Annotated in this window: 24 protein-coding genes; 22 read left to right on the top strand and 2 right to left on the bottom strand. The window is 36.9% G+C overall.

The genetic code is table 11. The features are described 5' to 3' along the window. Window positions 1–5 precede the first annotated feature (5 nt). The 21 genes from yqfD (at window position 6) to BK574_RS12595 (ending at window position 21,280) form a co-directional block, all read left to right on the top strand. Window positions 6–1,193, top strand: a complete 1,188-nt coding sequence (gene yqfD / locus BK574_RS12695; protein ID WP_078428845.1) for a sporulation protein YqfD — start codon at window positions 6–8, stop codon at window positions 1,191–1,193. Between the two features lie 5 nt (window positions 1,194–1,198). Then, complete coding sequence (locus tag BK574_RS12690) at window positions 1,199–2,173, top strand: PhoH family protein (RefSeq protein ID WP_075386862.1); 975 nt, start codon at window positions 1,199–1,201, stop codon at window positions 2,171–2,173. A gap of 218 nt (window positions 2,174–2,391) precedes the next feature. Further along, a complete protein-coding gene (locus BK574_RS12685) occupies window positions 2,392–4,560 on the top strand; it encodes an HD family phosphohydrolase (protein WP_180320589.1) in 2,169 nt (722 codons plus the stop codon). Next, window positions 4,557–5,027: an rRNA maturation RNase YbeY gene (gene ybeY, locus BK574_RS12680; protein ID WP_075386863.1), complete on the top strand. Its 471-nt coding sequence runs from the start codon at window positions 4,557–4,559 to the stop codon at window positions 5,025–5,027. The genes BK574_RS12685 and ybeY overlap by 4 nt, the downstream gene beginning before the upstream one ends. Continuing rightward, window positions 5,011–5,412 (top strand): diacylglycerol kinase, encoded by a 402-nt coding sequence (locus tag BK574_RS12675; RefSeq protein ID WP_075386864.1) that lies wholly within the window; start codon window positions 5,011–5,013, stop codon window positions 5,410–5,412. Before ybeY ends, BK574_RS12675 begins: the two co-directional genes overlap by 17 nt. Window positions 5,413–5,440: 28 nt before the next feature. After that, complete coding sequence (locus BK574_RS12670; RefSeq protein ID WP_075386865.1) at window positions 5,441–6,175, top strand: DUF502 domain-containing protein; 735 nt, start codon at window positions 5,441–5,443, stop codon at window positions 6,173–6,175. Between the two features lie 2 nt (window positions 6,176–6,177). Continuing rightward, window positions 6,178–6,576, top strand: a complete 399-nt coding sequence (locus BK574_RS12665) for a cytidine deaminase (RefSeq protein WP_139313850.1) — start codon at window positions 6,178–6,180, stop codon at window positions 6,574–6,576. After that, on the top strand, window positions 6,569–7,480 hold the full coding sequence (gene era / locus BK574_RS12660; protein ID WP_075386866.1) for a GTPase Era: 912 nt from the start codon (window positions 6,569–6,571) through the stop codon (window positions 7,478–7,480). The genes BK574_RS12665 and era overlap by 8 nt, the downstream gene beginning before the upstream one ends. Window positions 7,481–7,709: 229 nt before the next feature. Then, window positions 7,710–7,850, top strand: a complete 141-nt coding sequence (locus tag BK574_RS12655) for a YqzL family protein (RefSeq protein ID WP_075386867.1) — start codon at window positions 7,710–7,712, stop codon at window positions 7,848–7,850. Window positions 7,851–7,890: 40 nt separating this feature from the next. Continuing rightward, window positions 7,891–8,655 carry a DNA repair protein RecO gene (recO, locus tag BK574_RS12650; RefSeq protein ID WP_075386868.1) on the top strand — a complete coding sequence of 255 codons (765 nt, stop codon included), beginning with the start codon at window positions 7,891–7,893 and terminating at the stop codon, window positions 8,653–8,655. Window positions 8,656–9,154: 499 nt separating this feature from the next. Continuing rightward, entirely contained in the window at window positions 9,155–10,045 is an 891-nt protein-coding gene (glyQ, locus tag BK574_RS12645) for a glycine--tRNA ligase subunit alpha (RefSeq protein WP_075386869.1), read from the top strand. Next, window positions 10,038–12,113 (top strand): glycine--tRNA ligase subunit beta, encoded by a 2,076-nt coding sequence (gene glyS / locus BK574_RS12640; RefSeq protein WP_078428844.1) that lies wholly within the window; start codon window positions 10,038–10,040, stop codon window positions 12,111–12,113. The genes glyQ and glyS overlap by 8 nt, the downstream gene beginning before the upstream one ends. A gap of 166 nt (window positions 12,114–12,279) precedes the next feature. After that, complete coding sequence (gene ccpN, locus BK574_RS12635; RefSeq protein ID WP_078428843.1) at window positions 12,280–12,915, top strand: transcriptional regulator CcpN; 636 nt, start codon at window positions 12,280–12,282, stop codon at window positions 12,913–12,915. Window positions 12,916–12,950: 35 nt separating this feature from the next. Continuing rightward, window positions 12,951–13,766 (top strand): pyruvate, water dikinase regulatory protein, encoded by an 816-nt coding sequence (locus BK574_RS12630; protein WP_078428842.1) that lies wholly within the window; start codon window positions 12,951–12,953, stop codon window positions 13,764–13,766. 769 nt (window positions 13,767–14,535) lie between these two features. Then, the gene (locus BK574_RS12625) at window positions 14,536–14,904 is read left to right on the top strand and encodes a DUF188 domain-containing protein (RefSeq protein ID WP_420796938.1); all 369 of its coding nucleotides are present in this window, start codon (window positions 14,536–14,538) and stop codon (window positions 14,902–14,904) included. 6 nt (window positions 14,905–14,910) lie between these two features. Beyond that, window positions 14,911–16,719, top strand: a complete 1,809-nt coding sequence (dnaG, locus tag BK574_RS12620; protein WP_075386874.1) for a DNA primase — start codon at window positions 14,911–14,913, stop codon at window positions 16,717–16,719. A 70-nt stretch (window positions 16,720–16,789) separates the two neighbouring features. Beyond that, a complete protein-coding gene (rpoD, locus tag BK574_RS12615) occupies window positions 16,790–17,905 on the top strand; it encodes an RNA polymerase sigma factor RpoD (RefSeq protein WP_075386875.1) in 1,116 nt (371 codons plus the stop codon). Between the two features lie 100 nt (window positions 17,906–18,005). Next, entirely contained in the window at window positions 18,006–18,548 is a 543-nt protein-coding gene (locus tag BK574_RS12610) for a hypothetical protein (protein WP_075386876.1), read from the top strand. Window positions 18,549–18,749: 201 nt separating this feature from the next. Continuing rightward, window positions 18,750–19,124 carry a c-type cytochrome gene (locus tag BK574_RS12605; RefSeq protein ID WP_075386877.1) on the top strand — a complete coding sequence of 125 codons (375 nt, stop codon included), beginning with the start codon at window positions 18,750–18,752 and terminating at the stop codon, window positions 19,122–19,124. A gap of 327 nt (window positions 19,125–19,451) precedes the next feature. Beyond that, entirely contained in the window at window positions 19,452–20,162 is a 711-nt protein-coding gene (locus BK574_RS12600; RefSeq protein ID WP_078428841.1) for a tRNA (adenine(22)-N(1))-methyltransferase, read from the top strand. Then, on the top strand, window positions 20,159–21,280 hold the full coding sequence (locus tag BK574_RS12595; protein WP_078428840.1) for a Nif3-like dinuclear metal center hexameric protein: 1,122 nt from the start codon (window positions 20,159–20,161) through the stop codon (window positions 21,278–21,280). Before BK574_RS12600 ends, BK574_RS12595 begins: the two co-directional genes overlap by 4 nt. A gap of 106 nt (window positions 21,281–21,386) precedes the next feature. On the opposite strand, the gene BK574_RS12590 is transcribed toward BK574_RS12595, so the two are convergent. Together BK574_RS12590 and vrrA are read right to left on the bottom strand one after the other, a co-directional pair. After that, entirely contained in the window at window positions 21,387–22,328 is a 942-nt protein-coding gene (locus BK574_RS12590; protein WP_078428839.1) for a 4-hydroxy-3-methylbut-2-enyl diphosphate reductase, read from the bottom strand. 82 nt (window positions 22,329–22,410) lie between these two features. Beyond that, window positions 22,411–22,989: a VrrA/YqfQ family protein gene (vrrA, locus tag BK574_RS12585; RefSeq protein WP_075388736.1), complete on the bottom strand. Its 579-nt coding sequence runs from the start codon at window positions 22,987–22,989 to the stop codon at window positions 22,411–22,413. A gap of 186 nt (window positions 22,990–23,175) precedes the next feature. Here vrrA and BK574_RS12580 point away from each other — a divergent pair, with 186 nt between their 5' ends. Continuing rightward, window positions 23,176–24,483, top strand: coding sequence for a DEAD/DEAH box helicase (locus BK574_RS12580; RefSeq protein ID WP_078428837.1), 1,308 nt, complete (start codon window positions 23,176–23,178; stop codon window positions 24,481–24,483). Window positions 24,484–24,519 lie beyond the last annotated feature (36 nt).

The following is a 24,519-nucleotide window of genomic DNA, read 5'->3' as shown; positions in this document are numbered from 1 at the left end:
TGGCAATGAAAAATGTATGGATAAACTTCCTTTATGGTTATGCCAGGATGAGAATAGATGGCCCATATGGAGAGCGTTTTTTAAATCGATGTATTGAGTATAATATTCAGATTTGGAGTATTAAAAGGGTTGGAGCAGAACGTATCGTTTGTTATATTGCCTTAGAAGACGTCAAACGTCTTAGGCCTCTTTTACGGATGACAAGCTGTAAGGTCACCTTTACAGAAAGGCGTGGTTTGCCTTTCTTTTATAAGAAAATGTGGAAACGTGGTGGATTTACAGCGGGTATCATTTCCTTTTTTCTCGTACTCCTTGTTCTGTCAAATATGGTCTGGAACATTTCAATTGAGGGAGCATCGCCTAAGGTCGAACATGAACTTAGACTGGCTGTTCAGGAAATGGGAATCGAACGAGGAACCTTTATTTTTATGCTTCCTAGTGTAGAGTATATACAGAAAAAAATAACAGATCAAATTGAGGATGCCACATGGATTGGTGTTAAATTGAATGGTACAACCTTTCAGTTTAATGTTGTGGAGCAAACACTACCTGAAAAGCAAGAAAGACTAAATCCGAGGCATTTAGTAGCAAAGAAAAAAGCGATTGTCTATGATATGTTTATTGAACAGGGTCAAGTCCTTGTGCGTCGAAATGACTTTGTTGAAAAAGGAGACTTACTTGTATCTGGTTTTATAGGAAAGGAAGGAAATACTCAAATAGTACCCGCACAAGGAAGTGTTCTTGGAGAAATTTGGTACAAGTCCGAAGTGACGATACCACTTGTCAACCATTTTGAAACGTTAACAGGGGAAGGGAGAACTTACCATTATCTAAGTATTTTTGACTTGGATCTTCCTATTTGGGGTTGGAAACAACACTCTTTTGAAAAAGTAGAGATATTTGAAAGAAAACATTCACTACGACTTTTAAATTGGACGATACCTGTGCAATATAAGAAAAAGCAATGGTTAGAGAAAAATGAAGTAGAAAGAGAGTACACTGTTGAAGAAGCTGTGAAAGTAGCTAAAAAGATGGCGAAAGAAGAATTGCAAGAGCGATTACCAGTGGATGCTGTTATTAAAGGTGAAAAAGTTTTGCACCAAGACGTCGAGAATGGTAAAGTTAAATTAAAGCTTCATTACCAAGTTATAGAAGATATTACGACGGAGCAACCGATCATTCAAGGAGATTGAGGCTATTGTCACAAATTAAAGTAATTCCATTAGAAATTAAAGATCAAAATGAAGTTCAACGATTATATGGTCCAAATGACGCTCATTTAAAACGGATTGAAGAAAAGCTGGGTGTTCAAATTACCACTCGAGGCGAGGATCTTTCAGTCAAAGGAGAAGACGAATCCGTTCAAACCGTTAAAGACGTATTAGAAACGATGTTGAAATTATTAAGACAAGGAACAACATTATCTGAGCGAGATGTTGTTTATGCTATTCAGTTAGCCGAAAAAGGAATGCTTGAAGAACTTCTCCATTTATATCAGGAAAAGCTTACCGTCAATGCAAAAGGGAAACCAGTATTGATTAAAACCTTAGGTCAAAAACATTATGTTTCAGCCATTCGAAGACGGGATCTTGTTTTTGGTATAGGTCCTGCTGGAACAGGAAAAACCTATTTAGCTGTTGTCATGGCTGTAACTGCATTAAAAGACGGACAAGTAAAAAAAATTGTCCTGACGCGTCCAGCTGTAGAAGCAGGAGAAAGCTTAGGTTTTTTACCAGGTGATCTAAAGGAAAAGGTGGACCCTTATTTACGGCCACTTTATGATGCTCTTCATGACATATTAGGTGTCGAACAGACACTTAGGCTAATGGAAAGAGGGACGATTGAAGTTGCACCATTAGCGTATATGAGAGGGAGAACTTTAGACGATTCATTTGTTATTTTAGATGAGGCACAAAATACGACACAAGAACAAATGAAGATGTTTTTAACTCGATTAGGTTTTGGTTCAAAAATGGTAGTAAACGGTGATTTAACCCAAATTGATCTTCCAAAAGGGAAGAGATCTGGTTTAAAAGTAGGAATCGATGTATTAGGCAATGTTCACGGAGTAGACTTTATTTATTTACAGCAATCTGATGTTGTTCGCCATACGCTTGTTCAACGAATATTGGATGCATATGATCAATCAGAGAAAAGGGATAAAGATAATTGACACTGACATTTGATTTTGAGGGTGACCCATTAGCAGAGTGCTAGGCACCTCGCGATGAATATACAGCTGCCTGAGTACATTTACAGGCGCCGTATATCATGGATGCGAGAGAGCACAATCACTTATGGTCGCCCTCTTTATCCTTATTCCGTTTAAGATATAATTTTGTTGGACAAACAGGAGAGTAGTAAAGGTATGAAAATAAGAGGTGAACTATCTTGAGTAAACGTTCCCCGATCGATCAAATGACATGGTGGAAAAGAGTGAAGGACCATCGCTATTTGCGTGGTGTTCTATTTGTAATATTAGGTTTGTTTTTGTTTATTGCTATGCTTGACAATATTATTCCTGAAAAAATTGAAGTTCGAATGTCTCAGGTTGCAGACCAAGACATTCGTTCGCCGATTACTGTGGAAAATAAAATAGCAACAGACCAAAAAAGAAAAGAAGTTTTAGAGGCGGTTCAGCCTGTCTATGTACTCAAAAAAGAATATGCTCAAATGCAAGTTGAAAGAGTGAACGATACCTTTGACCTTATTCACTTAGTAAATGAAGAGATGACAAAAGCTGAATTAGAGGTTCAACCAGGAGAAGAAAGCGAAACATTAAGTTTAGAAGATCGTCTTAATTATGTTCAAGAAGTTCTTTCTTCGGGGACGACGAACGATCTGTCAGATGAAACGGTTCGAACATTATTATTGTCTTCAAGTGGTCAATTACAAGTAGCTAGAGAAACGACGACGAATGCAGTACATGCTGTCATGAGTGAGAGAATTGCTATCAATGATTTGGAGGCGGCGAAACAATCGGTAAAAGGTAAGATCGCGATTTCTACCGTTTCCAACCGTTTACATGACGCAATGATTGAAACTGCACAATTTGCTATTATTCCCAATTACATTTATGACGATAAAGCAACAGAACGTCTTCAACAAGAAGCTGTTGAATCGGTTGAACCTGTAATTATACGTGAAGGGCAATTGTTAGTAAAACAAGGGGAATTGATCAACCATGAAATTTATGAACAAATACGGATGGTGGGTTTATTAGATGATGCGTTTAATATTTACCCTTACTTAGGGTTAGCCATTCTCGTTCTGCTAATAATTGGGATGCTTTCTTATTATCTTAATGAAGCTCAAACGAGTGTAAAGACAAATAACAGTCATTTGCTCATGTTTGTTCTAATTTTCTTTATTACGGTTACCATTATGAAAATTACGAGTTTAATTGAGAGGTTAGACATTCCAGCAATTGGTTTAATTGTACCTGTGGCAGTTGGTGCGATGTTGTTAACGATTTTAATCCATCAACGAATTGCATTGTTTTCAAGCATATTCTTTGCAATTATTGCAAGTATTATTTTTAACAATGAAACAGTTGGGACTTTTAATTTTACGTTTGGTGTTTATATTTTATTCAGTTGTTTTGCAGGAGTGTATTTCTTAGGTCGTTCGACAAGTATGACTCGAATTTTAAAAGCAGGATTATTTGTATCTTTTATTAATATGGTCACGATCTTATCCATATTATTGTTAAAAAGTTTCCAACAAGGTTGGATTGAGATTGGAATGCATTTAGGGTTTGCTTTTGTATCAGGGTTTATTGCTGCTGTGTTAACATTAGGTCTCGTTCCATTCTTTGAAGCTGGCTTTGGAATTTTATCGACGACTAAGCTTATTGAGCTATCAAACCCAAACCATCCGTTGTTACGAAAGATCTTATTAGAAGCTCCAGGAACTTATCATCATAGTGTGGTGGTTGGGAACTTAGCGGAAGCAGCTTGTGAATCGATAGGTGCTAATGGATTATTAGCGAGAGTAGGGTCTTATTATCATGATATCGGGAAAACGAAACGACCGCATTTCTTTATAGAAAATCAAATGAAAATTGATAATCCACATGATAAAATTTCTCCACAGCTTAGTAAGACGATTATTATATCTCATCCGTATGACGGTGCAGATATGTTGAAGGAATATAAAATGCCTAAAGAGATTATTGATATTGCAGAACAGCATCATGGTACAACGTTATTAAAATATTTCTACCATAAAGCAAACCAAGAAACCGATCAAACGATTCCTGAAGAACAATTTAGGTACCCTGGTCCTAAAGCTCGAACGAAAGAAGCTGCCATCGTTGGAATCGCAGATTGCATTGAAGCGGCTGTAAGGTCGCTAAATAAGCCTACACCGGATAAAATATCTACTATGATACGAAAAATAGTAAATGATCGTCTGGAGGATGGTCAGTTTAATGAGTGTGATCTCACGTTAAAAGAACTAGATAAAGTCGCAGTATCGATGTATGAGACGTTACAAGGAACGTTTCATTCTCGTATTGAATACCCAGATGATCCGAAAGAAAAGGGAGCGAAGGCATGAACTTTGAAATTGATATTTTAGATGAAACGACTAAACTCACCGAAGAACAAATCGAATTGGCAAAATCCATTATTAGCAAAGCAGCGAAAATGGAAGGGTTAACAGGCCCTACCGAAATTTCAGTCACGTTTGTAGACGATAAGCGAATTCAAGATATAAACCGCGAATACCGAGGGAAAGATACACCTACGGACGTCATTTCTTTTGCATTAAATGAAGCTGGGGAAGAGGAGGTTCAAATTATTGATCCTGAAGGACCTAATGTATTAGGTGATATTATCATATCTATCCCACGTACGCTTGAACAAGCCCAATCATACGAACATTCTTTTGAGAGAGAACTTGGCTTCCTGCTTGTCCATGGATTTCTTCATTTGTTAGGTTATGATCATTTAACTGAAGAAAAAGAGAAAATAATGTTTTCTAGACAAGAGGAAATTTTGAACGCTTATGGACTTAAAAGATAAAAACCTATGGGGATTTAAGCGACTGCTTCGTTCTTTTGTATACGCATGGACTGGCTTAAAATATGTCATTCGCTTTGAACAAAACATGAGAATTCATTTGATCGTGAGTTTCATCGTAATTGTATTAGCTTTTCTATTAGAAGTTCCATTAATTCATAAGATTATTTTATTGTTAGTCATTGGAATGGTACTTTCGTTAGAAGTAATGAACACGGCGATTGAACGGACCGTCGATATGATTACAGAAGACTTCCACCCAAAGGCTAAGGTAGCAAAAGATATTGCAGCCGCCGCTGTTTTTATCTTTAGTATCATATCTGTCCTAATCGGATTATCTATTTTTTTACCACCGATCATTGAACGAATAAATATGGTTTTAGGCTGATGTGTAGGAGAGGAGTTAACTAGGAGACATGTGGAAAAGGCTTCAAAAAAATATTATCGCTGGTCTTATTTTTCTGTTGCCAGCAATTGCCACAATTTATGTGATTCAATTTTTATTTACCTTAATTGATGCGTTTCTTGGTTCGTTTATAACTGGCATATTAAAAGGGCTAAACGTTATTACGACTCATGACGGTAGTATTTACTTTCTTGGAGTCTATACTCCATTTTCTGAAAGGATCTTTGGAATTGGATTTATTTTAACGATCATTCTAATTACTTGGATCGGTTCGATGCGACTTACAGGAAAAGGGAGTGGTATACTAAATGCAATTGATCGAGGGTTTAGAAGGGTCCCAATTGCGAATTCTATTTATACATCAGTCGAACAAGTCATCCATGCATTTGCACAAGAAAGATCGTCTTTTAAAAATGTTGTACTATTAGAATATCCACGGAAAGGTCTTTACACGATTGGATTTCAAACTGGAGAATCCAAAGGGGAAGTTCAGCGGTTGACTTCAAAAGAATGTATTAATGTTTTTTTACCAACTACACCTAACCCAACTTCAGGATGGTTAGTACTCGTTCCTAGGGAAGATGTGATCGTTCTTAATATGACAGTTGAGCAAGGGTTGAAATTTATTATTTCTGGTGGAGTCGTCGTTCCTCCAGATCAAATGGATGAACTTCTCATTAAAGATGCAGTTTATGATGACAGTAATATGAAAGTGTATATTCGTGAAAAAAGAAAGGAAGAGTAACATTGGAAAAAATTAAGCTTATGGACGAAGCAAAGTCTGCAAGAGAAAAAGCATATGTTCCATATTCTAAGTTTCCTGTCGGGGCGGCTTTACTTTCGAAAGAAGGAAGCGTCTACAAAGGGTGCAATATTGAGAATGCTTCATATGGGCTTACGAATTGCGCAGAAAGAACGGCCATATTTAAGGCTGTATCAGAAGGTATCCATGATTTTACTGCAATCGCTGTAGTTGCGGATACGGACCGACCAGTGCCTCCATGTGGTGCATGCAGGCAAGTCCTTACTGAATTCTGTCGTGCGGAAATGCCAGTCTATTTAACAAACTTAAAAGGTGATGTTCAAGAAATAACTGTTGGCGAACTTTTGCCAGGAGCTTTTACTGCGGGGGATATGAATGAATAATAGAGAAGGTTATAAATCAGGTTTTGTCGCCATTATCGGGAGACCGAATGTTGGAAAATCAACATTGTTAAATTACATCGTCGGTCAAAAAATAGCGATTATGAGTGATAAACCACAAACGACAAGAAATAAAATTCAAGGTGTTTATACGAATAACGATGCGCAAATTGTTTTTTTAGATACACCAGGGATACATAGACCTAAGCATAAGCTTGGTGATTTTATGATGAAAATTGCAAACAATACATTAAGAGAAGTTGACTTAATTATGTTTGTTATTGATGCAGGAGAAGGATTTGGTTCAGGCGAACAATTTATTTTGGATCGTTTAAAAGAGTCGAAAACCCCTGTATTTCTTGTTGTGAATAAAATAGATAAAGTCCATCCAGACAAGTTGTTTAATATCATTAATGGATATAAAGACCGTCATACGTTTGAAGAGATCGTGCCTGTTTCCGCATTAGAAGGAAACAACGTAACAACTTTATTAGAGCAAATTACTAAACATTTACCAGAAGGTCCACAATACTATCCTGCAGATCAAGTAACCGACCACCCTGAACGATTTATTGTTGCAGAACTCATTCGCGAGAAAGCGTTACATTTAACTCGTGAGGAAATACCTCATTCTTTAGCTGTGGTTATAGAACAAATGAAGCAGCGTGAAGGTAGTGAGACTGTTTACGTTGGGGCTACTATTATTGTCGAACGTTCATCACAAAAAGGGATTATTATCGGCAAGCAAGGTAGTATGCTAAAAGAAATAGGCAAACGTGCTCGTACAGATATTGAGGCTTTACTAGGCTCAAAAGTGTTCCTTGAACTATGGGTTAAAGTGCAAAAAGATTGGAGAAATAAAGGTCATCAATTGCGAGATTTCGGATTTAATGAAGATGAATATTAATTTTGTAATAGTCTGTAATAACTTATTAATATAGTTTTAACAATGGCTCAACTTGTAGCCATTGTTTTTTTATAAAAAAATCTCTAAGATAGATGTATGAAGTAAATGCATGTAGCATATTACGGTTTGTCTAAATTGACAATTATTCCATAACATGAATTTGCAAAACAAGGTCAAGCTATAGAGTATAGAGCGGTCTAACATTCCTAAACGAAAGGTGGAATTCCAAGTGCTTGATTTCTCCTGGAAAGTATTTTCGATGACAGGAAGTGTTGATACCTATTTATTAATCAAGGAACTGGAAAAGGAGCATGGTGACGTATCAGCTCAAGATAATGAAGAGGAGTACACGAACTTAGACGCTCACTGATCTTGCTTGCACTTCACGACTTCCTTGTGTGGTGACTAGAATGTTTCAAAAAGTAGAAGGTATTGTTATTCGTACATCGGATTACGGTGAAGCTAATAAAATTGTTACTTTACTGACGAGAGAAATGGGTAAGGTCGGTGTCATGGCGAGAGGAGCAAAAAAACCTAAGAGTCGATTAGCTGCTATTTCTCAATTATTTATTTATGGCACTTTTCTTATTCAAAAAGGCTCTGGTCTAGGTACTCTTCAACAAGGAGAGATTATTCAATCTTATCGAGAGGTTCGAAATGATTTACTTCGAGCCTCTTATGCTTCTTACATAGTTGAATTAACAGATAAACTTACCAATGACCTTGAACGTAATCCATATTTATTTGAATTATTAGTACAAACGCTCCATTATATTGATGAAGAAGTAGACCCAGAGATACTAGTCCGTCTTTATGAAGTAAAGATGCTTTTTGTATCTGGTATTGGACCGCAGTTAAATGGATGTTCTAGTTGTGATAGCGTAGACGGAGAATTTTCTTTTTCAATCGGTGAAGGTGGTTTTTTGTGTCATCGTTGTTCGCATAAAGATCCGTATCGGTTGAAAGTTTCCCCAGCTACCATTAAATTGCTCCGGCTCTTTTACCATTTTGACTTAAAGCGTTTAGGAAATATTTCTGTGAAAAAAGAAACAAAGCAAGAATTGAAACACGTTTTGACATCGTATTACGATGAGTATTCTGGATTAAGGCTAAAATCAAGATCTTTTTTAGATCAATTAGAGAAAATGAATTGGCTAAATCCAAATGAAAGTTGACAGCGGTTAGCTTTTTGAGTATCATGCTTTTAAAGTATATGTTTTAACTAGTTAAAAAAGGACTAGTAACACAGGTCATCTTGTGAAAAAACTGAGGTTAGTGACTTTACAAGGAATGAAATGATGTTGCATGAGAACTTTTTGAACTTTTATTGAAAACATACGGTGCAAAGAAGGAAAGGAAGTATTTATCCTCTCTATAGAAAGCGAACCTAGGATGGTGTGAGCTAGGGATATAGACGATAAAGAAAGGCATTCTGGAGCATCTCTCATTGAAAGTGGCTTTTCACATCGTTGATGAGAAAAGCAAATAGGGTGGAACCGCGGGTAACTCTCGTCCCTATGCTATTAAGGATAGCATAGGGACGAGAGTTTTTTTGATGTTCATTCGAGATTACTCGCATATTTTAGGCTTCATTAAAAAATGCCGTAAATTACCTATGTTGTTAACAAAGGAGTCAAGTTTTTATAAATGTTAATTTGATAAGGAGGAAAAAAGATGAATGTACAAAATATGATTCTTACGTTACAAAACTTTTGGGCTAAACAAAATTGCATTATTATGCAGGCATACGATGTTGAAAAAGGTGCTGGGACCATGAATCCAATGACTTACTTAAGAAGTATTGGTCCTGAACCATGGAACGTAGCTTATGTTGAGCCTTCAAGACGTCCAGTTGATGGCAGGTATGGGGAAAATCCCAATCGTCTGTATCAGCATCATCAATTTCAAGTCATTATGAAGCCATCGCCTGATAATATCCAAGAGCTCTATTTAGACAGCTTAAAAGAATTAGGGATTAATCCTTTAAAACATGACATTCGTTTCGTAGAGGACAACTGGGAAGCTCCTACGCTCGGTGCATGGGGATTAGGTTGGGAAGTTTGGTTAGATGGCATGGAGATTACCCAATTTACATACTTTCAACAAGTTGGTGGAATTGATGCACATCCAGTAGCTGTTGAAATTACTTATGGAATTGAACGATTAGCTTCTTACATTCAAGATAAAGAAAATGTTTTCGACCTTGAGTGGGTCAATGGGGTAACATATGGAGATATCTTTTTACAACCTGAGTATGAGCATTCAAAATATACGTTTGAAGTATCAGATAGTGCGATGATGTTCCAATTATTTAGTACATATGAACAAGAGGCAAGGCGTGCATTAGATGAAAACCTTGTATTTCCAGCGTATGATTATGTGTTGAAGTGTTCTCATGTGTTTAACCAATTAGATGCTAGAGGAGCCATTTCTGTTACAGAACGAACAGGTTATATTGGACGAGTTCGTAACTTAGCAAGAGATTGTGCAAAAGTTTATTTAGCAGAACGTGAACGACTAGGCTTCCCAATGCTGAAGGTGAAGGAGGAATTATCAAATGAGTAAGAAAGATTTTTTACTTGAAATTGGTTTAGAAGAAATGCCCGCTCGTTTTGTCACAGATGCAATGAATCAGTTAAAGGATAAAATAGAGGCGTGGTTAAATGATGGACATGTTTCTTATGATGCAATTGAAGCATATTCAACTCCACGCAGACTAGCTATTGTGATTATGGGATTGGCAGAAAAGCAAGAAGATAAGGTGGAAGAAGCGAGAGGTCCAGCTAAAAAAATAGCTGTTGATGAAGAAGGGAATTGGACAAAAGCTGCCTTAGGTTTTGCAAGAGGACAAGGTTTAACAGCAGATGGTTTGTTCTTCAACAAAATTAATGGTCAAGAGTATGTATTTGCTAAAAAGCACATTGTTGGTCAAGAAACGAAATCGGTGTTATCACAGCTTGAAGAGATTATAAAAAATCTTCATTTTCCAAAGAACATGCGCTGGAATGAATATGATTTACGTTATGTTCGTCCGATTCAATGGCTCGTTGCGTTGTATGGAAATGAAGTCATTCCTTTTAATATTACGAATGTACAAACGGGGCGACTATCTTATGGGCATCGCTTCTTAGGGAACGAAACAACGATAGAAGAGCCAAAGCAATACGTACACACACTACTAGCTCAATACGTTATAGTAAATCCTACAGAGAGAAAAGAAGCGATTAGAAATCAAATCAAACAGATTGAAGAACAGAATGGTTGGGTCGTCCCAATTGATGAGGATTTACTTGAAGAAGTAAATAATTTACTCGAATATCCTACAGCTCTTCATGGAAGTTTTGATGAAAGTTTCCTTGAAGTTCCAGAAGAAGTATTGATTACATCTATGCGAGAACACCAACGCTATTTTCCTGTTCAAACAGAAGAAGGTAAGCTATTACCTTACTTTATTACCGTAAGAAATGGTAATCATGAACATTTAGAGAATGTTGTAAAAGGAAATGAAAAAGTATTACGTGCTCGTTTGTCAGATGCACAGTTTTTCTATCGAGAAGATCAAAAATTAAAAATTGAAGATGCTCTAAAACGCTTAGAGACGATTGTGTATCATGAAGAATTAGGTTCTTTAGGTGAAAAAGTAAGACGTATTCAAACCATTTCTAAGGCGATAGCTGGAACATTAGCTATGACTGAGACATCTAAAATTGAGCGAGCAGCTGAGCTGTGTAAATTTGATTTAGTAACTCAAATGGTCTATGAATTCCCTGAGTTGCAAGGGCGAATGGGTGAGGAATACGCTATAAAAGCTGGAGAAGACAAAGAAGTTGCATTGGCTATTAAAGAACATTACATGCCTCGTTTTGCTAATGATCAAAGTCCTTCAACAAAAACGGGGACTATTGTTAGTATGGCAGATAAATTAGATACAATTGTGACTTGTTTTGGGATTGGTCTAATTCCATCGGGTTCTCAAGATCCGTATGCTTTACGTCGTCAAGCAGCAGGTATTATTCAGATGATATTAGATAAAGACCTTAAACTATCGGTTGAAGAAGTCATTGATTTGGCAGTACAAGTAGCAGATGAGAAGCAGTTATTAAAGCGAGACAGTAAAGAAGTTACTAGTGACTTGATTGAGTTCTTTAGTCTACGAGTGAAGAACACACTTCAGGAACGAGGAACTCGTTATGATATCGTCGATGCTGTACTTTCAGATTCGATTGGGAAAGTAGATACGATTGTCAATAAAGCTCAATTACTTATGGAACAGCTTGAGCAACCACAATTTAAAGAAACGGTAGAAGCATTAAGTCGTGTCACAAACATCTCTTCTAAGGCAAGTGGGCTAACGGAGTTGTCCGAGAGTTTATTTGAACTTGAAGAAGAAAGAGATCTATACTCTGTTTATGTAGAAACTGATCAAAAAGTAAGGCAAGCTTTAGAAAATGGGGATGTAAAAACAGCTTATGAAGCATTAGCGAATACGCAAAAATCTATAAATTTATACTTTGATAATATTATGGTTATGGCCGAAGATGAAAAAGTAAAACAAAATCGCTTAGCACAAATGAAATTATTAGCCAATACAATTCAAAGTTTTGCTAAGTTTAATGCGATTGTTTTTGCTTAAATCGTTCAATTAGCACTTTAATATTCAACCTTACTTTGTAACTAAGCTAATTATAAATACAAGTTATTTAAAATAATGCACCGCATATTCCAAAATTCATTGTATTAGTATATAATAATAGAATAAAAGCATAACACATTTTGTGTTGTGAAGGCGGTGAGGTACAATCGAACTAACAGTTAGACAAGAGCAGATTATAGATATAGTGAAAAATAATGGGCCAATTACTGGAGAACAGATTGCAGATCGATTGAATTTAACGAGAGCTACGTTAAGACCAGATTTGGCTATATTAACGATGGCAGGATTTTTAGATGCAAGACCAAGGGTAGGATATTTTTATACGGGTAAGACAGGTTCACAATTATTAACAGAAAAAGTAAAGAAACTCACGGTACAACAGTATCAATCCATTCCTGTTGTTGTCAGCGAATCTTCATCGGTATACGATGCAATCGTTACGATGTTTCTAGAAGATGTTGGTACTTTATTTGTTATTGATCAAAGTTCGTCTTTAATTGGAGTTCTTTCGCGAAAGGATTTGTTACGAGCGAGCATCGGAAGTCAAAAAATCGAAACGATGCCAGTAAGTATTATTATGACGAGGATGCCTAATATAACAATGTGTCAAAAAGATGATTTAATTATTGACGTAGCAAATAAATTAATTGATAAACAAATTGATGCGTTACCTGTTGTCCGTGAATTTGATAAAGGATCTGGGCTAGAAGTGATCGGTAGATTAACAAAAACGAACATTACGAAAGTGTTAGTGGACTTAGCGAACGATGAATTAATATAATTTAATGAATGGTTTGCGCTAATGAGGAGGTAGTGATGGAGGTATTTAATCATCGCCCAATTGTTTATGTTGTATCAGATTCAGTAGGTGAAACTGCTGAATTAGTTGTACGAGCTGCAGCAAGTCAATATAGTGGTTCTGGTGTTGAAATCAGGAGAATTCCCTATGTTGATGATAAAAGTACAATTGATGAAGTAGTTGGTCTAGCGCAACAAGCACAAGCGATTATTGCTTTTACGTTAGTTATTCCAGAGGTAAAAGACTACTTAATTGAACAAGCTCAAGCTGCACGTGTCGAGGTTGTAGATATTATTGGTCCTATGATGGAGAAAATCGCAACAATTACACAAAAACAACCACGGTATGAACCAGGGCTTGTGTATCGACTAGATGAAGACTATTTTCGAAAGGTTGAAGCGATTGAATTTGCTGTAAAGTATGACGATGGAAGAGATCCAAGAGGAATTGTTCGGGCAGACATCGTATTGATTGGGGTGTCACGCACTTCGAAAACGCCTCTTTCACAGTATTTAGCACATAAGCGTTTCAAAGTAGCTAATGTTCCGCTCGTTCCTGAAGTAGAGCCACCTGAAGAACTATTTAAGGTGACTCCAAAAAAATGTATCGGTCTTATTATTAATGCTGAGAAGTTAAATGATATAAGAACAGAACGTTTAAAAGCTTTAGGATTAAAAGCAGAAGCTAACTACGCAAATATAGAAAGAATAAAACAAGAACTTGAGTATGCTGAAAAAATTATGAATCGAATTGGGTGTACGGTTATTGATGTATCGAGCAAAGCTGTAGAGGAAACAGCAAACCTTATTTCGAATATGTTTCAAGGCAAGTAGAGGCTGACTATTCAGCCTCTATTCTTTTGTCTAGCGCATGGATTTTACCTCTTGAGGTCAAATGTTCTGACAGAACCAAAAAACAAAAAAGCAGACTTTCGCGAGCAAGAACAACTGCTAGTCATGGCTACCCACAAGCCTTTCGCTTTTCGATTGTCTAGCTGCAGAGTTCAGGTCTAATGGACTTCGCTCTCCTCTTTACTGTAAGGCAAATTGAGGTGAATCAAATTGTTGCGAAAACAGCATTTTGCAACTGAAAGGAATAAGCAGCTCCAGTCCATGCGGCACTAAACGGCGGCTTCGGTCTATCAACCGATATCAAAAAACGGCACATCTATTGCTAGCCTTCCAGCGCTTGTCCCTGATAAGCTGGCGCCTTCCACTTTTCTTACAGGAAAATTTTTTAAGCATGATAGTAGTCAAATTAACAAATAATTATTATAATGAAAATTTGTGATAAAAAAACATCTAGATTTAGCATAAAACAAAAAAAGAACAAATAAATTGAAAAAGTCAAGACTTTTTCTGTGTTTTTTGGTAATGATAGTTATTGACGAGGATTTGTCGACATATTTCATTTCTGAAGAACACTTTTAAGAAGGATTTTGTTAGGAGATGTAGAAATAGAGACCATGTTAACGAAATCATATGTATATGTTGATGCTGATTCTTGTCCAGTCAAGGACGAAATAATAGCAGAATTTAATGTAGAGGTCATTTTTGTTTCCTCATATTCTCATCAGCTCAGTATGAACAAGCTAAAGTTGTGTTGGTAGATCCAGACAAAGAGGCTGCAGATTTGTTTATTATGAACAATGCGAAGGAAAATGATGTTGTCGTTACACAAGATCATGCCCTTGCTTCCATTCTGGTAGGACGGAAGTTGTCTGTATTATCACCACGAGGAAAAATTTTTACAGAAGATGAAATGATCACGATCCTTCAATTAAGGCATTGGTCTCAAAAACAAAGGAGGGCTGGAAATAAGACAAAAGGGCCTAAAGCATTTACAGCAACGGATCGCAAACATTTTTGTACCAATTTAAGAAAAATATTTCTACAGAAGAAGGAATTTGCCGAAAAAGGTCGAAAATATAGTAACCAGAATGGTAATCCTAATCAGATAGAAGATTGGTGATGAAAGATGGTTAACCGCATCCCAGAAGAAAAAGTTGAGGAAGTTCGTAAGTCGGCAGATATTGTAGAAGTGATTAACGAATATGTACAGTTAAAAAAACAAGGAAGAAATTACATTGGTCTTTGTCCATTTCACGGTGAAAAGACACCTTCTTTTTCAGTTTCACCAGATAAACAACTTTATCATTGTTTCGGCTGTGGAGCTGGCGGTAATGTTTTTTCTTTTCTTATGGAATTAGAAGGCCTTAGTTTTGTTGAGGCAGTTGTAAGGCTAGGGGAACGGTCAAATATTGAACTTCCTAGTATTAGTTCCAATAAAGCAAAATCGAATGATCAGTCTGTTATAGAAGCCGCACATGAACTTGCAATGAAATTTTACCATCACATTCTCCTTAAAACTGATATGGGGGCTACAGGGTTAAATTATGTGGAGCAAAGAGGATTTACACAAGAAATGCTCGAAACTTTTCAAATTGGCTTTGCCCCAAATCATTGGGATAGTTTAACAAACCTGTTAGAAAAGAGAGGATACAACCTAAAGTCCCTTGAAAAAGCAGGATTATTATCGGTCCGTGAGTTTGACGGTAAATTATTTGATCGTTTCCGTAATCGTGTGATGTTTCCAATTTGGGACGGACAAGGAAATGTAATCGCTTTTGGTGGACGGATTATTGATGATGGAAAGCCCAAATATTTAAACAGTCCAGAAACGGTTCTCTTTAATAAAAGTCGTACGCTTTATGGGATCCATTTAGCTCGCCCGAACATTAGAAAGTTAAATCAAGCAGTACTTTTTGAAGGATATATTGATGTGATATCCGCATGGGGAGCTGGAATTTCAAACGGCATTGCAACCTTAGGCACAGCACTTACCGAGGAACAGGCAAAAGTTATTCGAAGGAATGCCGAAACTGTTATCTTATGTTATGACTCTGATGAAGCGGGGATACAGGCTTCATCAAGAGCTGCTTCGATGCTCGTTCAAGTGGGGTGTTATGTTAAAGTAGCATTGTTACCAGGAGGGCAAGACCCAGATGATTACATTCGGCTTAATGGTGGGGAGCAATTTAAGCGAGAAATTATCAATGGTAGTCTTACACTGATGTCTTTCAAAATGCAATATTTAAAACGAGGGAAAAACCTCCTCGATGAAGGAGAAAGGATGAGGTATATCGAAGAAGTACTTAATGAAATATCTGATCTTCCTCGTGCAGTTGAAAGAGATCATTACTTGAGACAAATCGCTAATGAATTTTCTTTATCATTGGAGGCACTAAAGCAAGAACAGCATCGAATTTTTCGAGAAAAACGAAATAAGGGAGGGCAACAACAAAATGTTCGATCCTTGGTCGAAATAAAAAAACATCGAGGGTTTGAGCAGAAAAAGTTACTTCCCGCTTATCACAATGCTGAAAGAATTCTTTTAGCACATATGATGAAAAATGCAGAAACAGCTGCTACCATCCAAGAAAAAATTGGTGGAGCTTTTAACATAGATGAATATCACGCAATTGTTGCGCATCTCTTTGCTTATTATGGTGAAGGATTTGAACCTAATCCAAGTCTTTTTATTGAAAGACTTGATGACGAGAAGTTAAGAAGGCTAGCTGCTGAAATTGCGATGCTTGAGATTAGTGATGATTTATCTGATCAAGAATTATCGGATTACATTAATAAGATTGAAACCTATCCAAAATGGGTAGAAATAGAACAAAAAGAAAAAGAGAAAAAAGAAGCTGAAAAACAAAAAGATGTATTAATGGCAGCTCAAATTGCTATGGATATCATCCGAATGAAAAAAGACTTGAAACGATAGCACCTGCTAGAGAGATGAGGATTCATCTGAAGAAAGTTGACGTGTTGTATCAATGGAAGGAGGGGATCGAATGGCTGAGAAACCATTACGCCCACTCGCGGATGGAGATTTGACCATCGATCAAGTAAAGGAACAACTAGTTGAGTTAGGGAAAAAAAGAGGAGTACTAACCTACGCAGAAATTACAGAAAAACTTGCAGTATTTGACCAAGATTCAGACCAAATTGACGAGTTTTTCGAATACTTAGGTGAACAAGGTATTGAAATATTAAATGATAATGATGATGTACCTAATATGCAACAAATGGAGAAAGAAGAAGAATTTGATTTAAACGACTTAAGTGTACCTCCTGGAATTAAGATTAATGATCCAGTTCGTATGTATTTAAAAGAAATTGGTCGAGTTCCACTTCTTTCTGCTGAAGAAGAGATCAATTTAGCAAAAAAAATTGAAGACGGTGACGAAGAAGCAAAGCGGCGATTAGCGGAAGCCAACCTACGTCTCGTTGTTAGTATTGCTAAGCGGTATGTTGGTCGTGGAATGTTGTTCCTTGATTTAATCCAAGAAGGAAATATGGGATTAATTAAGGCTGTTGAAAAGTTCGACTATCGCAAAGGATATAAATTTAGTACGTATGCAACTTGGTGGATTCGCCAAGCGATCACACGTGCGATTGCTGACCAAGCTCGTACCATTCGAATTCCAGTTCATATGGTTGAGACGATTAATAAATTAATTCGGGTACAGCGTCAATTACTGCAGGATTTAGGTCGTGAGCCTACTCCAGAAGAAGTATCAGAAGAAATGGATCTAACACCTGAAAAGGTACGAGAAATTCTTAAGATTGCTCAAGAACCTGTTTCATTAGAAACACCGATTGGTGAAGAAGATGACTCGCATTTAGGTGATTTTATCGAAGACCAAGATGCGTTAGCTCCTTCAGACGCAGCCGCATATGAGTTATTAAAAGAGCAGCTTGAAGATGTGCTGGACACATTAACGGATCGGGAAGAAAATGTTCTTAGACTTCGCTTTGGCTTAGATGACGGTAGAACACGTACACTTGAAGAAGTTGGTAAAGTATTCGGTGTTACACGTGAGAGAATTCGTCAAATTGAAGCGAAAGCCTTAAGAAAATTGAGACATCCAAGTCGAAGTAAGCGACTAAAAGATTTCTTAGATTAATTATTCAACGCTGACTCTTTGAGTCAGCTTTTTTACTTCAATTTTTCGCTCTTCCGTACGATAATAAATATAGTTATTTAGAGCTTCAGGAGGGGAAAGGATGAACCAAGAGCGGAAAGAAATTATTATAAAAGAGATAAAATATTGGAAACAAACACGACTTCTTCCCGAGCAATATTGTAATTATCTCCTTACCCTTTATAGTGAGGGAGAAGAAGATCCAATCATACCAAATAAAGCACGCACTAATGTAAGCATTCGGTCTATGTTAAACTTCTTTATCGTTCAAATCCTATTATTATTAACGGTTGTTGTCATTTATTTTACTGATTTTCCTTTTTTATTGCAAATCGTCTTTGGAATTATTTGTGTGTTAATTACGGCTTTTCTTGCGAAAAAAACGGTAAGTACGTTATCTCAATTAGGACATTTTTATTTTTTAATCGCTGCGATTATTTTACTGGTAGTAGTAGTTGAGGGAGTAGAACAAATATTACCTAACAATCGTTTAGCCATGTCTATTGTTATTTTTGCCAATTGTATTCTTTGGCTTATTATCGGTTTGAAATTTAAGATGAAGTATTTTATGATTGGAGGGAGCGTAGGTTTTCTACTGATCACCTTATTTTTTCTATTCTATTAAATCTGCTTCTACAGTGGAGTTTAATTTAAGTAAGAATTTGATAAAATGAATAAAGACAATAGAAAACAATGACAAAATAAGCAATTCTTCAGTTAACTCTTTTCTCTTTCACTGTTTTCAAGTAAAATGGTAGAGGGAATTCAACTTGGATTCACTTAGTTTTGTATACGTCATTATTATAGTGTAAAGGGGGACAAGATAGTGAAAGGTAGACCGTTATTTCCTTTTGCAATAATTGCAATAGCAGGAATTCTTCTAATGTTAGTATTATCATTCCAAGGCCTATTAGCTAGTCAAGCCGATGAAGGCGAAGCCGAAGAAGAAATTGTAATTGAAGATCCAATTGCAGCTGGTGAAGAGCTAGTACAACGAAGCTGTATAAGTTGTCATGGGCAAGATCTACAAGGTTTAGCTAGTAATCCTGCAATTAACGCTTTAGAAGGTAAGTTTACTGAAGAAGAAATTGTACAAATTATTTTTGGGCAATATGAAGGAGTTTCCATGCCAGCTATGAGCAATTTACAGCAGGTTGAAGCAGAAGCAATTGCTACATATTTAATATCAATTTCTGAGTAATAGGAAGAAAAGAGGGGGTTACCGTACCCTCTTTTTTTATTGCTCATGAGTTCAATAAAGAGTCAGATTCTAATGAGCGGACTTTAGCCTGCCAGAACATTAGCTTGTCGGGGCTAAGCATATGCCTTCTGCTTTTCTATGTCTAGCGCCAGGCACAAGCCCCTCGAGGTCAAATAACCTGTCAGGACTAAAGTCAAAAAGCGGACTTTAGCCTGCCAGAACATTAGCTTGTCGGGGCTAAGCATATGCCTTCTGCTTTTCTGACTTGCGCTTTCTAATTTATTAAAGGTATGATTAAAAAAAGTTTACATAAAATGTGGTGAAAACATGAATGAAACAAAGCTTTCAAAGCGATTAAAGACGGTTGCAGATTTTGTTAAGCCAGGATCAAGTATAGCAGACATTGGTTCTGATCATGCTTATCTTCCTTCTTACTTATGTGTAAACGGTCAAATACATTATGCGGTTGCTGGTGAGGTAAATGAAGGGCCATACCAATCTGCGCTTACCCAAGTTAAAAAGTTGGGGATATCAAATCAAGTCCATGTTCGAAAAGGGAACGGTCTGGAAGTTATTTCTCCTCAGGAGGTCGAACATATTATTATTGCTGGTATGGGGGGAGCGCTAATCACAGAAATCCTCGAAGCTGGAAGCGATAAACTAGAGGGCGTTAATCGGCTTATTTTACAGCCAAATGTTATGGCAGATCGAATTCGAGTTTGGCTAAAACAAAATGGCTGGGAATTAAAGTATGAAGTGATTTTAGAAGAAGATGAAAAAATATATGAAATCTTAGTAGCTGAAAGAGGAAATGTTGATAAGCCATATAGTAATAATATCGATCTTGAATTATTACTTGGACCGTTCTTAATGCGAGAGAAGAATGCAGCTTTCATCCGAAAGTGGACAAGTGAGCTCTACAGCTGGAAACGTATATTAAATCAATTCGAACAAGCAAAAGAAACAGGAGGAGTGCAAAGAAAAAAAGAAGAATTGACAAGACTAATTTCTAAAGTAGAGGAGGTAATCTCAACATGAGTAAAATTGCAAATGGGCAGACGATTATTCAAACGTTTGAAAGCTGGTCACCGAAATCTCTAGCTGTAGATGGAGATAAGATTGGGTTAATGATTGGAACACTTAATAAACCAATCAAAAAAGTAATGATTGCTCTCGATGTGTTGGAGGAAGTAATGGATGAAGCGATTCAAGCAGGTGTTGATTTAATTATCGCTCATCATCCACTGATTTTTAGACCGCTTAAAAACATAGATACCAATCGTCCTGCAGGTCGAATTATTGAAAAAGCAATCAAACATAATATTACGGTTTACGCTGCGCATACCAATTTAGATGTGACAAATGGTGGCGTAAACGACATGATGGCTAAAGCGCTAGGATTAACAGACTGTGAAGTGCTTTCACCAACGACAGAAATTTCTTTAAAGAAAGTAGTCATATTCGTTCCTGAAAGTCATGTAGATCAAGTCCGAATAGCATTAGGAAACGCAGGTGCAGGTCATATCGGAAATTATAGCCACTGTACGTTTAATAGTGAAGGTTTTGGCACGTTTACTCCCTTAGAAGGGACAAACCCTTTTATCGGACAACAAGGGAAATTAGAAAAAGTTAATGAAGTTAAAATTGAAACGATTATTCCAAGCCACCTTCAAAATAAAGTAATTGCCACAATGATAAAAGCTCATCCTTATGAAGAACCCGCGTATGATATTTATCCACTCGAAAATAAGGGGGAAGTACTTGGACTTGGTCGTATAGGTTGGCTTCAAGAGGAAATGACATTGGAACAATTTGCGCATCATGTTAAACAAGCCTTCGATGTAAAAGGTGCCCGAGTTGTTGGAAATCTTGACTCAAAAGTTAAGAAGGTTGCGGTTCTCGGCGGGGATGGTAACAAATATATGTCTCAAGCCATATTTAAAGGCGCCGATGTTTTTGTTACTGGAGATGTTTATTACCACGTAGCGCACGATGCGATGATGGACGGCCTTCATATTGTCGATCCAGGACATAATGTTGAAAAGATTATGAAACAAGGCGTACAAAGAATTTTAAAAGAGAATTTAAATAAACAAAATTATGAGACAGAGGTCATTATTAGTAAGATAAACACTGACCCGTTCACATTTGTTTAAGCCAAATAAAAAAATGTCCATCACTTTTGCATGGAAGAGGTGGGGCATATCATTGATATGCTCTACCTCTTTTTTGCTGCAAGATGAGACACTTTAAAGTGTAATGTTATTTTGATTTAACTTTAGGTAAGATTTTTTGAAGAGTGACTTTTCGTTGTTTTTCCCACGTTGTTTCATCTGTAGGATCATACTTTTCTAGAAAAGCAATAACTTCTTTTGTAATAGGAGTAGGTGTAGAAGCACCTGAAGTAACACCTACAATATGAACTCCTTCTAACCATTCTAAATTTAATTCAGAAAGGTCTGCAATTCGGTAAGCTTTAGTACCCGCAATTTGTTCAGATACTTGGGCTAAACGGTTTGAATTATTACTTTTTGGGTCACCAACGACAATGACGAGGTCAGCCTCTTTTGCTTGCTTGGCTACAGCCTCCTGTCTAACTTGAGTAGCTAAACAGATTTCATTATGAATTTCTGCATGTGGATATTTTTTAAGTGCTTGATTCATAATATCAGCAACATCCCATTGGCTCATTGTCGTTTGGTTTGTAATAACGATTTTTTCATTGGTTAATTGAAGTTTTTCTACATCGTCAGTAGATTCAACTAAATGAACAATTTCAGGGGCTACACCAAGCGCTCCTTCTGGCTCAGGATGGCTTTTCTTACCTACGTATATCACTTGGTATCCTTCTGCCTTTTTCTCTAAAATAAGGTCATGAGTCTTCGTTACGTCTGGGCATGTTGCATCAACAACAGTTAAACCTTTATCTTTTGCAAGCTTTCGAACCTCTGGAGATACTCCATGAGCAGTAAAGATAACAGTTCCTTTGTCAACCTGCTTTATAATTTCTAAACGATTTGGACCGTCTAAAGAAATAATTCCCTCTTCTTCAAAGGCGTCTGTAACGTGTTTATTATGAACGATCATTCCTAATATATAAATAGGGCGAGGTAAATCAAGGTTTTGGGCGGCTTGTCTTGCGAGTACCATTGCATCGACAACACCATAACAATAGCCTCGCGGTGATATTTTTAGTACTTTCATGCTTGGCCTCCTATCAATAACGTACTAAGTTACATTATAAAGGAGGACTGTAGTATATACAATGAACATCACTTTCTCATCATTAAATATACATTTTAGGGGCTGGCATTCCAGCAACTGTAGCTTTTTTTAGTTGATGAGCCTTCGTTGATCGCCTTTTAGAAGAGTTTGCAGCATTTACTGTTAGTTCGGTTGTCTGAGTATTGTCATGATCAAGTGTAGACGGAGTCTCATCACTATCAGGATTATTTTTTAGGATTTGGTAAATTTGTGGCATGCTCCGCAAGAGTGGACCATATTGTTGGATCATCGGTGTCACCTGTTGAACAATCCCCATTACACGTTGGGCGTTTTGGAGAATTCCCATTAAGTTCATTCCACCACCTAATGCTCCTGTTCCAGCTGCACCGATACCACTCATTGGAGCACCCATTCCACCAACCATACTAGCTCCTGGGCCAAAACTAGACCCAAGACCAGCGGCTCCTCTTCCAAATAAACGAGCTAACAAGCCGCCACCGCCACCTGGTGTCATCATATTTGGAGCACCAGATGCCATTCCAAACATTCCTGGACTAGGGGTTGAATTAAAGAATGGAAAATTAAAAGGGCTAGGAGATGTTGGAGGCATCATCATTTGTTGTTGGTAAGGAAAAAACATCATTTTCATCCTTTCGTGCAATATTCACTCTTTATGATTAGGTATATGCATGTTAAACGGTTTGGTGCAATAAGTACATGTTTCATATTTGGCTTCAAACCGAAATTCGCTTTTACACTTTGTTTTTGGTACAATAAACAATTGCAAGAACTATAACCTTTAAAAGGTAAAAGAGGTAGGAGACACATGACAAATTCAAATTTTTCACGCTTTGATTTACAAGCTTTTCTAATAGAGGCAATTACTGCTCAAGGTTTTTCATTACCGACAGAAATTCAAGAACGGCTAATTCCCGCTATACGGAGCGGTAAAGACGTAATTGGGCAGTCACAAACAGGGTCTGGTAAGACGTTAGCCTTTCTATTACCTATTGTAGATATGATTAATACAGATAAAGCAGAAGTACAAACTATCATAACTGCACCAACTCGAGAACTAGCTACTCAAATTTTCAATGAATTAAAGAAATTGTTAGATCATCAAGAAGAGCAAACGATCCAAGCAAAGTTGCTTGTTGGTGGAACAGATCGTACCCGAATGATAGATAAGCTTGAAAAAGCACAGCCGCATATTGTAGTTGGAACCCCAGGTCGTATTAATGACTTAGTATCTGCACAAGCTTTAGGTGTTCAAAATACATCGATGCTTGTAGTAGATGAGGCAGATCAAATGTTAGATATGGGCTTTATCGAAGACGTTGATAAATTAGCCTCACGAATGGCTGTTGAATTGCAAATGCTTATATTCTCAGCAACCATCCCAGAAAAATTGCAGCCTTTTTTACGGAAATATATGAATAACCCAAGACATGTACACGTGAAACCAGAACATGCTACGGCACCAACGATTGAGCATAGGTTAATTTCGTTAAGACATCGTAATAAAATTGAAGTAACAATTGAGGTTGCGAAGATTGTTAATCCGTATCTTGCTATTATTTTTACAAATACGAAAGAACAAGCGGATGAAGTAGCCGATGCAATGCAAACTGCAGGGCTAAATGTGGGAAGATTGCATGGAGGTTTACAGGCTCGAGAAAGAAAACAGATTATGAAACAAGTCAATGATGTGAAGATTCAATATTTAGTCGCTACAGATTTAGCAGCTAGAGGAATGGATATTAAAGGAATTACCCATATAATCAATTATAATATACCAAAAGATTTGGATTTTTATATTCACAGAGTAGGTAGAACAGCTCGTGCAGGAAAAGAAGGGTTAGCCGTAACAATTTATGAGCCTCAGGAACAAGAAGCTATTGAGAAATTGATGAAAAGAGGCATTAACTTTATATTTGCTGATATAAAGAATGGGGAATTAATAAAGTTAGAAAAACCTAAGTTTGGTGGCAATAAACCGAAAAGTAAAAGTACAGTAAGTAGTGGGAAAGCACTAGCCAAACCGAAAAAAGTAAAACCAGGATATAAAAAGAAAGCTCGTTATTTGCAAGAAAAGAAAGAGAAACGAGACAGAAGATTAAATAGGAAGAAATAGTACGTAAAACATTTCGTAAGTCTGTTACTAAATGAA

The organism is Alkalihalobacterium alkalinitrilicum (assembly GCF_002019605.1).
Classification (GTDB): Bacteria; Bacillota; Bacilli; order Bacillales; family Bacillaceae_F; genus Alkalihalobacterium; species Alkalihalobacterium alkalinitrilicum.
This window is presented reverse-complemented; position numbering and strand designations above follow the sequence as displayed.